At 34.7% G+C, this 12,734-nt stretch carries 12 protein-coding genes; 5 read left to right on the forward strand and 7 right to left on the reverse strand.

Annotation, left to right across the window (positions count from 1 at the left end; genetic code table 11):
* The first annotated feature begins 1 nt into the window (after position 1).
* Both mnmE and ruvX read left to right on the forward strand, forming a co-directional pair.
* Positions 2–1,342, forward strand: coding sequence for a tRNA uridine-5-carboxymethylaminomethyl(34) synthesis GTPase MnmE (gene mnmE, locus SUDEN_RS02745; protein WP_011372160.1), 1,341 nt, complete (start codon positions 2–4; stop codon positions 1,340–1,342).
* Positions 1,342–1,734 carry a Holliday junction resolvase RuvX gene (ruvX, locus tag SUDEN_RS02750; protein ID WP_011372161.1) on the forward strand — a complete coding sequence of 131 codons (393 nt, stop codon included), beginning with the start codon at positions 1,342–1,344 and terminating at the stop codon, positions 1,732–1,734. Before mnmE ends, ruvX begins: the two co-directional genes overlap by 1 nt.
* On the opposite strand, the gene SUDEN_RS02755 is transcribed toward ruvX, so the two are convergent.
* The 7 genes from SUDEN_RS02755 to SUDEN_RS02780 form a co-directional block, all read right to left on the reverse strand.
* Positions 1,717–3,840, reverse strand: a complete 2,124-nt coding sequence (locus SUDEN_RS02755; protein ID WP_011372162.1) for a bifunctional diguanylate cyclase/phosphodiesterase — start codon at positions 3,838–3,840, stop codon at positions 1,717–1,719. The two genes, ruvX and SUDEN_RS02755, sit on opposite strands and share 18 nt — an antisense overlap.
* Before the next feature lie 88 nt (positions 3,841–3,928).
* The gene (locus SUDEN_RS02760; RefSeq protein ID WP_011372163.1) at positions 3,929–4,582 is read right to left on the reverse strand and encodes a potassium channel family protein; all 654 of its coding nucleotides are present in this window, start codon (positions 4,580–4,582) and stop codon (positions 3,929–3,931) included.
* Positions 4,579–4,851, reverse strand: a complete 273-nt coding sequence (locus SUDEN_RS11195) for a potassium transporter TrkG (protein ID WP_083756753.1) — start codon at positions 4,849–4,851, stop codon at positions 4,579–4,581. The genes SUDEN_RS02760 and SUDEN_RS11195 overlap by 4 nt, the downstream gene beginning before the upstream one ends.
* Positions 4,823–5,008 carry a hypothetical protein gene (locus SUDEN_RS02765; RefSeq protein ID WP_041672183.1) on the reverse strand — a complete coding sequence of 62 codons (186 nt, stop codon included), beginning with the start codon at positions 5,006–5,008 and terminating at the stop codon, positions 4,823–4,825. Before SUDEN_RS02765 ends, SUDEN_RS11195 begins: the two co-directional genes overlap by 29 nt.
* An 11-nt stretch (positions 5,009–5,019) precedes the next feature.
* Complete coding sequence (locus SUDEN_RS02770) at positions 5,020–5,709, reverse strand: response regulator (protein WP_011372164.1); 690 nt, start codon at positions 5,707–5,709, stop codon at positions 5,020–5,022.
* Positions 5,706–6,419: a sensor histidine kinase gene (locus tag SUDEN_RS02775; RefSeq protein ID WP_011372165.1), complete on the reverse strand. Its 714-nt coding sequence runs from the start codon at positions 6,417–6,419 to the stop codon at positions 5,706–5,708. Before SUDEN_RS02775 ends, SUDEN_RS02770 begins: the two co-directional genes overlap by 4 nt.
* Before the next feature lie 271 nt (positions 6,420–6,690).
* Entirely contained in the window at positions 6,691–7,188 is a 498-nt protein-coding gene (locus SUDEN_RS02780) for a MarR family winged helix-turn-helix transcriptional regulator (RefSeq protein WP_011372166.1), read from the reverse strand.
* Positions 7,189–7,282: 94 nt separating this feature from the next.
* Between SUDEN_RS02780 and SUDEN_RS02785 the strand changes: the two genes are divergently transcribed.
* From SUDEN_RS02785 to SUDEN_RS02795, 3 genes are read left to right on the forward strand one after another with little or no spacing between them, the layout of a single operon-like run.
* Complete coding sequence (locus SUDEN_RS02785) at positions 7,283–8,515, forward strand: TolC family protein (protein WP_011372167.1); 1,233 nt, start codon at positions 7,283–7,285, stop codon at positions 8,513–8,515.
* Positions 8,516–9,616, forward strand: a complete 1,101-nt coding sequence (locus SUDEN_RS02790; protein ID WP_011372168.1) for an efflux RND transporter periplasmic adaptor subunit — start codon at positions 8,516–8,518, stop codon at positions 9,614–9,616.
* A gap of 1 nt (position 9,617) precedes the next feature.
* Complete coding sequence (locus tag SUDEN_RS02795; RefSeq protein WP_011372169.1) at positions 9,618–12,722, forward strand: efflux RND transporter permease subunit; 3,105 nt, start codon at positions 9,618–9,620, stop codon at positions 12,720–12,722.
* Positions 12,723–12,734: the final 12 nt, after the last annotated feature.

Genomic DNA, 12,734 nt, shown 5'->3' on the forward strand with positions numbered 1-12,734 from the left:
GATGAGTGAAGATACAATAAGTGCCATTGCAACCGCAAATGGCATAGGCTCCATAGCAATTATCCGCATAAGCGGAGATAGAGCTTTGGAGATAGCTTCAAAAATTACCCACAAAGATAATTTTACCCCACGATACGCATCATTGTCCAACATATATGACTTTCATGGCGAGTTAATAGATGAAGCAATAGTTATTTACTTTAAAGCACCGTTTTCTTTTACTGCGGAGGATGTTGTTGAGATTCAGTGTCATGGCGGGTTTATCGTCGCTCAGAGTATTTTAAAGACGACACTTTTGCATGGTGCTAGACTTGCAACTGCTGGGGAGTTTTCAAAACGTGCTTTTTTTAATGGTCGAATCGATTTAAGCAAGGCTGAAGCTATTGCACAGCTAATTGAGGCAAAAAGTGAAGATGCTGCAAAAATTTTAGCACAGCAGATGAAGGGTTCACTCAAAGAGTATGTGGAAAAAATCAGAGATGATCTTATCCATATACTTGCTTATTCAGAGGTTAGTATTGATTATGCAGAAGAGGATTTGCCAGAGGATTTGGTTATGCAGATTCAAGCAAAACTCAAAGAGTTGAAAACTTCTCTCAACAAAACACTTCAGGCAAGCAAGGCTAGAGAAGGGCTAATGCAGGGCTTTAAGGTGGCAATTATTGGGAAACCAAATGTTGGGAAAAGTTCACTTCTTAACGCACTTCTTAACTATAACCGTGCAATAGTTAGTGATATAGCTGGGACTACAAGAGATACTATAGAAGAGCAGGTTAAAATCGGTACGCACCTTATCCGCATAGTCGATACTGCGGGTATAAGAGAAGCTAGTGATGAGATAGAGAGAATAGGGATAGAGCGCTCATTAGAAGCAATAAATGAGAGTGATATAGTCATAGCACTCTTTGATGCTTCTAGAGTTGCCGATTATGAAGATGAGCAGATTTTATCGCTAATAGAGTCAAAGGCAGGAAGCAAAAATGTTCTACATGTTAAAAATAAGATAGATTTAGAAGAGAAATTTTATAGATCTTCTTTAGAGTTTGATATAGAGATAAACTCTAAGGAGGGCGTTGAAGAGCTGATTTTAGCGCTAGAGAATATTATGAATCAAGCAAACACTTCAGATGAGATGATGCTGATTTCTCAAAGACAGATAGGTGCAGTTCAAAACACTCTTAACTACATAGATGAGGCATTTGAGCCACTGCAGGAACAAGAACTTGAGATATTCTCTTTTAATCTAAATGAAGCAATAAAAGAGATAGCTTCAATCACAAGACCATTTGAAAATGATGAGATGTTAGATAAGATGTTTGGTTCTTTTTGTCTAGGAAAATAGTGAAATACATTGCAATAGATTTAGGGCTCAAGCGCATAGGGCTTGCATACTCCGCTCATAAAGATTTGGTAACCCCACTCAAAGCGGTAGAGAGAAAAAACAGAGACCAAGCAGCAAGAGATGTTAAAAAAACGCTTATAGAGTGGGAAGTTGATGCTGTTGTGGTTGGTATCCCACTTGGTGGCAGCAGTGAAGATGAGATGAGAAGAAGAGTCGCTCATTTTATGAATCTTGTTGCATTTGAGGGAGAGATATTTTATCAAGATGAGAGTAATTCATCTATTGAAGCAGAATCTATGATGCGAGGCGAGATAAAATATATAAGAGATGGTCGTATAGACTCTATCTCTGCTATGATAATTTTGCAGAGATACCTAAGACAAAAATGCTAACAAATCATCTAGCGATAGAGGTCTGCTATATAGATAGCCCTGTGTCATATCGCAATTTAGTCCATCTAGTATAAGCTTTTGCTCCTCATTTTCAACGCCCTCAGCTACTGTAGTTAGTTTAAAAGATTTGGCGAGTGCGATAATTGCGTTAACGATACTTTTTGAATCTTCATCAATCTCTAGCTCCTTTATAAACTCTCTATCTATCTTTAATGTGTCAATAGGGAGTTTTTTTAAGTATGACATTGAAGAGTATCCTGTTCCAAAGTCATCTATAGATATTTTTACGCCTAACATTTTTATCTTCTTTAAAATATCCACGACATGATCAATATTTTGCATAATAGAGGTTTCTGTTATCTCAAATTCCACCAAAGATGGCTCAATACCACTCTCTTTTAAAAGTGTTCTTGCTTCATCATAAAAAGATTCATGCTCTAACTGTTTTCCAGAGACATTGATAGAGATACTAATTGGAGATGAGAGTTTTGAGTTGATGATTTTTAAATCATTAAGGGCTTGTTTCATAACCCAACTTCCTATCTCATTTATATAGCTAGACTCTTCTGCTATTGGTATAAATTTATCGGGTGCAATGAATCCCAAATCTTTGTCTATCCATCTAATTAGAGCTTCAACACCTATAGTTTTACCATGCTCAAATGAGTATTTTGGTTGGTAATTTAAAAAAAAGCTGTTGTTTGTTATTGCATATCTTAATTTTGTATCTAACTCCAAACGATACATGGCATCTTGATTCATCATATCGTTAAAATATCTAAATGTATTTTTCCCTCTGTTTTTTGATTCATACATTGCTGCATCTGCATTTTTTAGCAAATCATTATAGTTTTCGCCATTTTGAGGGTAGAGACTTATCCCAATGCTCCAACTTACATTTACTTCTCTATTTTGAACTTTTATAGGATCTTTTACACTGCATAAGATAGTGTTTGCCAATTGGGAGATAGTAAGTAAATTTTCATATGGAGCTAGAATTACAAATTCATCTCCACCAAGCCTTGAGATTATACTATCTTGTGAAATAATCTCTTTTAGCTTTGCAGCTATCTCTATAAGCAAAAGGTCTCCTATCTGATGACCAAGTGAGTCGTTTACCCATTTGAAATTATCTAAATCTAAAAATAAAATAGCAAAAGTTTCATTGTTGTAGTGAGTAGATTTGATGTAAGCTTCTACCTCCTGTTGAAAAAGCTTTGCATTTGGAAGTTTTGTTAGAAAATCATAAAATGCAAGCTGATGAATCTTCTCTTCTTTGTTTTTAGCCTCAGTTATGTCGCGAGACATTCCAATGTAGTTTACAATATCTTGATTTTTGTCTCTTACGCATATAATAGTCTGCTCTATAGCGTAGAGTGAGCCATCTTTTTTTCTATCCCAAAGTTCATCACGCCATAAATCATTACTGAGCAGACTAGACCACATGTTTTTATAAAACTCTTCATCTCCCCAGCCAGAGCTTAGAAGTTTTGGATTTTTTCCTATAATCTCTTCTTTAGAGTATCCTGTTAGTTTTTCAAAAGATTTGTTTACAGAGACAATGTTATTGTTTTTATCTGTAATAACTATGCCATCAGATGAGTATTTAAAAACATTTGACGCAATCTCTAGCTCCTTTTCATGCTCAACTCTCTCTGTTATATCATGAACAGTTCCAATGGATTTTACTACATTACCACTCTCATCAAGTTTATGAACGCATCTCTCTTCAACATATTTTAGTTTTTTATCTTTTGTAATTATGCGATGTATGATACTGTATGGGCTTTTGTCTTCCAATGATTTAATGTAAGCATCATTTACAAGGGAGCGGTCATCTTCATGTACAAATGTAAAAAAGTTTTCATAAGATGGTTTTACCTCTTTTGGTTTGAGTCCAAATATTCTATAAGTTTCATCTGACCAAAAAAGTTCATTTGTGTTTATATTAAGCTTCCAATGACCTATCTGTGCGATTTCTTGAGCTTCATTTAGGTTTCTTATGAGGCTTTTAATCGTTTCTATGTCTATATTACTCTGATCAACTATAGAATCGCTGTTAATACCATAAAACGCAAACGAATCATCATTGTGATTATTTATCAAAGTAAAACACCTTAGTATAATTTTTTAGAATTTTACAGGATAATCAGTAACAATAAAATTAATAATTGTTCTTCTAAAATTATCACAACTACATTAAAACCCTTTTGCTTAATGCTTCTATGTTGTTGCTGTTTCCAAGAACTACTAAAATATCACCTGCTTCAAGAATATCGTTTTTATTAAATGAGGTATGCCATTCGCCTTGATGTTTATATGCGATAGGTTTAACATCAAACTCATTTTTAAATATTGGCGATAAGATGGAGGTTCCAACCCACAAAGAGTTAACAGCCATTTTAGCAATTTTCATGGTTATGGATAAATCAATAGTTTCATAATTCATATTTTCAACTATTGTCTTAACTAGTTTTTTTGCTGATTCCATCTCTGGATATATAACTTTAGCAGCACCTAATTTGGATAAAATTTGACCATGAACCTGTGTAATTGCTTTTGCCACAACTGTTTTAATGCCTAGTTCTTTTAGCGCCATTACTGTGAGAATACTTGCTTCAATATTTTCTCCTATGCTGAGAATTGCCATCTCTGCATCTGCTATTCCAGCTTCATAAAGTGCTTTTGGGTCTGATGAGTCAAGTGCAATCGCATCTTGAACAAACTCGCTTATATCTCTAGCTTTCTCTTCATCATTATCTATGGCGATAACCGCCTCTCCTTGTTGTGCTAACCCCTTGGCTACATGGTATCCAAATCTTCCTAGTCCAATAACAACATATGTCATATAATCACCTTTGCTTCTGCGAATTTGATACGCGTTTTAATCGCTTTTCCTACTATTACCACAGTAAATGCAAAAACTCCGATTCTGCCCATTAACATAAGCAGTATTATGTTGAGTTTGCCAATATCACTAAAGAGTGCACTATAGCTAAGTGACCCACCATCTCCTGTTGATATGCCAACTGTTGCAAATGCTGAACATGTTTCAAAAAGAGTTCTAATAAAATGTAGATTTTCACTTTCATTTAAAATAACAGTTGAAACTAAGATATAAAAAGGTCACACAAATTGCAGATGTTGAAGTAAATAGCGCATCTATGATAGTAAGTTCTCCATTATGGGCAAAAGGAAGCATCAGTAAAAAAGCACCTATCCCAATTAGAATAACAAAGCTCATAAAGATTATTTTAACATCTTGCGTTTGCATAAATTTCTCTTTTAGTTATTGCAACAAAATCTATAACCGATACCAGACTCTGTTTTTATATACGTTGGTCTTGTGCTGTTTTGTTCTATCTTTTTTCTAAGTGTGTTTACATACGTTCTAAGATACTGCATCTCACTTTGATATCCAACTCCCCAAACCTCTTTGAGTATCTGTTTGTGGGTAAGTGTTTTGTTTGCATTTAGTAAAAAATACTTAAGAAGTTCAAACTCAATTGGTGTGAGTTTAAGTTGTTCGTTTTTAAAAAATATATCTCTTGAGGCTATATCCATCTCTAGCTCGGCACAAGTGATTTTGCTAGAGATATTTTCTCCACTAATACTGCGTCTAAGATTTGCTCTGATTCTGGCTAAGAGCTCATTTACCGAGAAAGGTTTTGTTATGTAGTCATCCGCTCCTGCATCAAGAGCCGCAACAATCTCTTTTTCATCATCTCTTGCACTAAGAACAACTATTGTAACTTTTGAAATCTCTCTTATTTCTCTTATAAACTCTTTTCCATCACCATCAGGTAAGCCCAAATCTACCAGAAGCAGGTCGGAAGAGTGTGTTAAAAAAAGCATCATGGCATTTTTTTTGTTATCACAAGAGATATAGTTTAGATTATGCTCTCTAAATGTAATTTCTAAAAGTTTTTTTACAGATGAATCATCTTCTATGATTTGGATAAGGTAGTTTTTCATACTAAATTTGCCTTTTTTAAAATAGGTAATTTTGCTTCAATAAGTACACCGTTGTTTATGGCACTAGCTTTTATCTCTCCTCCATGAAGAGTGACTATGCTTTTGCATATTGCCAGACCTATACCGCTTCCTGAGATGTCGTTTGAGTCTTCAAGACGATAAAATTTATCAAAAATATTTTTTAATTTTCTCTCATCAATATAACTGCTTTGGTTAAAAACTTCTATTTTTAGACTATTTTTAGAGTCTATGATATGTAAAGAAACTTTCGTGTTATTTACAGAGAATTTAAAAGCATTGTCGAGTAAGTTTACAAGGAGCTGTTTTAGTAAAATATTGTCACCCCAAAAAAGTCTGAAATCCTCAATTTTTATATCTAAGAGATCATCTTGAAGTTTATCTGCAAACTCTTCTAGAGCAACGCCTATAATATCTTCAAAATCACACCAATCAAATTTTAAATCTATATTTAGGCTTGAGAGCCTTGTGCTGTCTAATATGTTTGTGATTAATCTTTTCATCCTGATTGAGGCATAATTTATATCATCAAGAAGATTTTTTCTTCCTTGTTCATCTAGGTTTGAGTTTGATAAGAGAAGGTTTGTAGTACCTATGATGGTTGAGAGAGGTGTACGTAAATCATGAGAGATGATATTTAAGAGGTTGATGAAACATGTGGCTGATAAGTGTAATGAGAAGTAAAATTCCAAATGCTTTGAGTAGATAAGTGTATATGTTGTTTTTAAGAGGAGATTTTTTCATTAAGCGTTTGGCAGTTTTAGCAAGACAGCTATACTTAAGAGGGCTATCACACAAATCATTGCAATATCTTGTATTGGCATAATCTCTTCTTCATTTTAATTTTTAGGGCTGTTTTTATGAACAGTTGACTATAAAATTATAATTAATAAGGCATTAATAAGTTGTCAATAAAGTTTTAAAAATATAAAGATTTTATAAAGGGCACCTCTAAAGATAGAATTAAACCTTGTTTATATTTAAGAGTATTTTTTTTAACAGGTTTGAAAATAGTTCCGTCTCATCTTGGCTAAAGGCTTCAAAATACTTACTGCACTCTTTTGAGATGTCATTTAGAGATTTTACTATAAGCTCTTCCCCTTTTTTTGTTAAACAAACAAGCATACATCTCTTGTCGGACTCATCCTCTTTTCTTGATATGAGATCTCTTTCTTGAAGTCTCTTTAAAACTTTTGTCATCCCGCCCGATGAGAAGATAGTCATATCATATAGCTGGGTAGGAGATAGAACTTTGCCATGAGTATAGAGCGATGCTAAAACATCAACCTCTGAGTTTAGCAAATCAAAACGCTCTTTTAAAAAACTCTCTGAGTGAGAGAAGATAGTTTTGTGGATAAGTGCTATGGGAAAGGTCATCAAAAAAATCTCTGGAAGTTCTTTTGCTTCTACTTTGTCATAAAAGTTAGTGATGAGGTCGCTGTTTACTCTATTCTTTTTCATGACGGAATTATAGCAAAAATTATATCTTTCTGGCAAGACATAATTAAGAGTTTTTTTGGTAACATTTTGCAAAACTATTAATCAAGGATAGCAGTTGAGATTTTTTTTACCCATACTTTGCTTACCTCTTTTTCTCTACTCTTATACGTTAGATGAGCTGTTAGAGCTATCTCATAAAAATAGGGTTATAGAGTCACAAACACATACGCTAATCTCTAAAGAGCGTTTATATGAGAGTGCTAAAAGCTCATATCTGCCTAGCGTAGATATAGGTGGAAGTTACCAAAACGCATATAAAGAGACAGCTGCCACTGCACAGAATTCACTGAAATTTCAAGCATCTTTAAAATACACTATCTATGATGGCGGGAAAAAAGATAGTTTATACAATCAGCTTGAATCCTCAATTGATTCTAGTAAAAGCACAATTACTGCAACAAAAAACTCTATCTCACTAGATATTGCAAGACTATATTTTGAGTATTTTGCACTTGAGGCTGATAAAACTGCTACAACACAAGAGATAGAGCAGTTAAAAGAAGAGCTAAAGAGAGTTGAGTTTTTTTACGAGGCTGGAGCTATCACAAAAGATGAAGTTGCTAAAATAGACTCAAGAGTAAAAAATACGTTAGTTTTACTCCAAGAGATAGAGTTAAAGAGCCAAAAGGTAATGCATACCTTTGAGTATTATACCTCTGAGAGAGTTGAAAGTATTGATGGTAATGCAACTATAAAACTACCAAATGAACAGAGTGAAACTATAAGAGCTGATATAAGAGCGCTTGAGTATGAAGCAGCTTCAGTGTTACATGAATCAAATGTCAAAAAAAGTCAAAATATGCCTGTCGTTTATTTAGATGATACATGGAGTCACAGCGATTACTATTTTGACAACAAAGCCCTAGAGAGTGGTTTTTTGGTTGAAAATCAAAATATAGCTATGGTAAATGTTTCGTGGAATATTTTTGATTTTGGCTCAAGAACAAAAGCTTATGAGTCTAAACTTCAAGAGTATTTGAGTAAAAAGTCCACAATAGAGTATGAAAAGAGCAGGGCAGATGTTGAATATCGTCTTGCAAAAAAATCACTCGCTATTGCATTAGCAAAAGTGGAGTCAACAAAAGCAACTTCAGATGCCGCATCCTTAGCGTATGAACTTATAAAGTTTAAATACCAAAACAAAACTATAGACAATGTTTCTTACCTTGCGGCTCTTAGTGAGAAGTTTAATGCCCAAAGAGATAGCCAAAGAGCTCTGTATGATTTAGAGATTAAAAAAGCAGAACTGATTTATTTTAGTGGAAAAGATATTAAGGAGTTTTTATAGATGAAAAATTTAACAATTTTAACAGTAGTTTTATCTCTGTTTTTAGTTGGTTGTGGTGATGAGAAAAAGAGTACTTCAGTTGCTCCACAAGCTGCAGAAATGCCGCCTTTACCAGTAAAAGCGTATAGTGTAAAGTTTGAGAGTGCACCTTTAGTAAAGAGCTATTCTGCTCTTCTTAAGCCTTTTAATGAGGTTGAAATAGTAGCAAGAGTGAGTGGAGTGCTTCTTAGTGAGAATTTTAAAGAGGGTGCATATGTAAAAAAAGGCGATATTCTTTATGAGATTCAAAAAGAGGAATATGCTACGTCTTTAAATGAGGCGAAAGCATCTCTCTTGAAAGCAGAAGCAAATTTCAACAAAGCGCAAAAAGATTGGGAGCGTAATGAATACCTCTTTAAAAACAGCGCAATTTCTGCACAACAGCGAGATGAACTTTTTTATATTTATGAAGATGCAAAAGCTGAGGTAAAAAAAGCAAACGCAGCCGTTGAAAATGCTAAAATTAAATTTGATTATACGACCATAAAAGCCCCAATCAGCGGTACAATTGGGATGAGTAGCAGTGATGTAGGCTCTTATATAGATGCAACTGAACCAAGCGCAAAGTTAGTGACTATCACAGCGCTAGAGCCAATATATGTAGAGTTCTCTCTACCGAGTAGTGATGTTACAAAATATATATCTCAAATCAAAAATAGCAAAAAAGTAAACTTAAATGTTGGCGCAAAAATTTATAATGGAGAGATTGATTTTATAGCTCCTAAGATAGATGCACAAACAGACACGCTACAACTAAGAGCAAAATTTGAAAATCAAAATAGAGAGTTGATAGTCGGCTCTTATGCAGAGATTAAAATAGATGGGCTAAGTTATGAGCATGTTGCACAGATTCCTCAAGAGGCTCTTGTTAAAACACAAGATGCAACAATAGTTTTTGTTATAAAAGATTCAATAGCTTCAATGAGACCAGTTAAGAGTGTACATGTACAAGATGGCATCGCCTATATTGAAGAGGGTCTTTTAGAGGGAGAGAAGATTGTAGTGAGCAATATTGCAAAATTAAGACCAAACACAAAAGTCACTATTGTGGAAGGCAACTAAAATGTTTTCTATCTTTTTTATAAAGAGACCTGTATTTGCATCTGTTATCTCGATACTTATCGTCTTAGCTGGTGTTATTGCTATGCGCTCTTTGCCTATTGGGGAATATCCAAGAGTAATTCCGCCACAAATTGTTGTAACGGCAACTTACCAAGGAGCAAGTGCACAAACTATCTCCAAAACTGTTGCTGCACCTCTTGAAGAGCAGATAAACGGAGCTAAAGATATGCTCTATATGAGTTCAATTGCGGCTGACAATGGAACGCTGAGCATAAGTATATTTTTTAAAGTTGGAACCAATCCTGATGATGCAAAGATAGATGTAAACAATCGTGTTCAAGCAGCTCTCTCAAGGCTGCCTGAACAGGTTAAGAGACAAGGTGTTAGAGTAAATGAAAAATCACCTGACATGCTTCAAGTTATTATTTTAAATTCGCCAAAACAGAGTCGAGATGTTGGCTTTTTATCAAACTATGCTCTTATGAATATAGTAGATGATTTAAAAAGAGTCAAGGGAATCGGTGATGTAACTATCTTTGGTGCAAAAGATTACTCTATGAGGGTTTGGATAGACCCATCAAAACTCAAAAAATACTCTCTTACAGTTAGTGATTTAGTTACCTCTATACAAGAGCAAAACGAGCAATATGCCGCTGGTAAGCTCGCAGCAGAGCCAATTTCAAATAAAGAGATGTTTACATATACCATTGAAACACCACAAAGATTTGATGACCCATCACAATTCTCAGAGATTATAGTAAGAGCAAATGAAGATGGAAGCTCTCTAAAATTAAAAGATGTAGCGACAATAGAGCTTGGCTCTCAAAGCTATGACATGAAAAATAAGTTAAATAATGTTCCAGCGGTACCAATTTTAATATTTTTGCAAAGTGGTGCAAATGCGATAGAGACGGCTAAAGAAGTTCGTAAAACAATAGCTTCTATAAGCGAGAACTTTGTTGAAGATGTTGAGTATGTTATACCTTACGATATTACAGATTTTGTTCAAATCTCTATCAATGAAGTTATTAAAACTTTTGTAGAAGCAATTATCCTAGTTATTCTTATTATATTTCTATTTTTACAAAATTTCAGAGCAACGCTTATTCCAGTTTTAGCAGTTCCTGTATCTATAGTTGGTGCGTTTGCAGGAATGTACATGTTAGGCTTTAGTATCAATTTGCTTACGCTCTTTGGGCTAGTTTTAGCCATCGGGATTGTTGTTGATGATGCAATTATTGTTATAGAAAATGTTGAGAGACACATAAAAGAGGGGCTTAGCCCAAAAGAGGCTTCAATAAAAGCGATGCAAGAGGTCTCAGGTGCATTGATTGCTATTGTTTTAGTGCTCTCAGCAGTTTTTCTTCCAGTTGCCTTTTTGGGAGGATTAAGTGGAGAGATGTACAGACAGTTCGCTGTTACTATTGTTATCTCACTTGCTATTTCAGGGCTTGTTGCTCTTACATTAACACCTGCATTATGTGCTTTAATGCTAAAGCCGATACATAAAGAGCCAAAATATTTCTTCAAATGGTTCAATAACTTTTTTGATAGCGCAACAAGAGGCTACTCAAATGCTCTAAAGCTAACAGTTCGCTACTCTTTTTTAAGTATGTTGCTCTTTGGCGGACTTATATATATAACTTATGATATGTTTATAAACCTAAAAACAGGGCTTGTTCCAACGGAAGATAAAGGAACTGTTTTCGTCTTTAGTTATAATCCTCCTTCGGCTTCACTCAGCAGAACAGAGACACTTACTTCAGAGATATATGAGATAGCTTCAAAAGAGAAAGAGAGCATAAAAAATATAGTGCAGTTTGCTGGAATTGATTTTGTTACATTTTCACAAAGAACAAATTCAGCTGCTACTATTTTAAAACTTCAACCTTGGGATGAGAGAAAAGACCCAACTCAGCATGCAAGTTATATTGCAGCAGATATTAGCAAAAAGCTCTCTCGCACAAGTGATGGATTCTCTTTTGGAGTTGTTCCTCCGCCGATTATGGGTATGGGAATCGCTGGTGGATTTGAGATGTATGTACAAAATAGAACTGGCGCAGATTTAAAAGAGTTGCAAAAATATGTAAATGAGATTATCCAAAAGGCAAATCAAAGAGCGGAGTTGGCAGGGGTTAGAACTACACTAAATACCTCTGTGCCAAAATACAGTATTAAAGTAGATACTGCAAAAGCTAAATCTAAAGGTGTAAATATTGATGAGATATATCAAACACTCAATGCAACTTTTGGAAGCTTTTATGTAAACGATTTTAACTTGCTTGGTAGAACTTACATGGTAAATATGCAAGCAGAAGAGTCATTTAGAAAAACACCACAAGATTTAGAGAAGATATTTGTCAGAAGCGTACAAGGCGAAATGATTCCTCTTAGCTCATTTGTAACTCTAAAGCAGAGTGTCGGTGCTGATTTAGTTGAGAGATTTAACCTATTTAGTGCTGCAAAAGTTTCAGGACAAGCCTCTTTAGGATATAGCTCTGGAGATGCACTAAAGGCGATAGAAGAGGTTTCAAATGAAGTTTTACCTGAGGGCTATAGTATTAGCTGGATAGGAACTGCATATCAAGAAAAACAGATATCAAGTGCTGGAAACTTGGCATTTATATTTGGAATAATATTTTTATATCTAATACTTGCGGCTCAATATGAGAGATGGCTTATGCCAATAGCTGTTATTTTGGCTGTTCCTTTTGGCATATTTGGCGCTGTTGTTGCAAACCATCTAAGAGGATTAGAAAATGATATATATTTTCAAATAGGAATACTAGTTTTAGCTGGTCTTAGTGCTAAAAATGCAATCTTGATAGTTGAGTTTGCGATGCAAAAAAGAGCACAGGGAATGGAACTTGTTGAAGCAGTGCTTGAAGCTGCCAAGATTCGTCTGCGCCCTATCATCATGACCTCTTTAGCCTTTACCCTAGGGGTTATTCCTCTAGCTATTAGTAGCGGTGCAGGAGCAGCAAGCAGACATTCAATAGGAACAGGAGTAGTTGGCGGAATGTTAGCAGCTACTTTTTTAGCGATAGTATTTATCCCTCTATTTTATATCTTGGTTTCAAAAATAAGAAACAAAAAAGAGAGTTAATCTTTACAAACG

This window comes from Sulfurimonas denitrificans DSM 1251, assembly GCF_000012965.1.
GTDB lineage: Bacteria > Campylobacterota > Campylobacteria > Campylobacterales > Sulfurimonadaceae > Sulfurimonas > Sulfurimonas denitrificans.

Coding starts and splice junctions, on each gene's coding strand:
- SUDEN_RS02780 (WP_011372166.1), bottom strand. CDS start 7,188: ATGAAAAAGAATAGAGTAAACAGCGACCTCATCACTAACTTTTATGAC.
- SUDEN_RS02765 (WP_041672183.1), bottom strand. CDS start 5,008: ATGCAAACGCAAGATGTTAAAATAATCTTTATGAGCTTTGTTATTCTA.
- SUDEN_RS02770 (WP_011372164.1), bottom strand. CDS start 5,709: ATGAAAAACTACCTTATCCAAATCATAGAAGATGATTCATCTGTAAAA.
- mnmE (WP_011372160.1), top strand. CDS start 2: ATGAGTGAAGATACAATAAGTGCCATTGCAACCGCAAATGGCATAGGC.
- SUDEN_RS02790 (WP_011372168.1), top strand. CDS start 8,516: ATGAAAAATTTAACAATTTTAACAGTAGTTTTATCTCTGTTTTTAGTT.
- SUDEN_RS02795 (WP_011372169.1), top strand. CDS start 9,618: ATGTTTTCTATCTTTTTTATAAAGAGACCTGTATTTGCATCTGTTATC.
- SUDEN_RS02760 (WP_011372163.1), bottom strand. CDS start 4,582: ATGACATATGTTGTTATTGGACTAGGAAGATTTGGATACCATGTAGCC.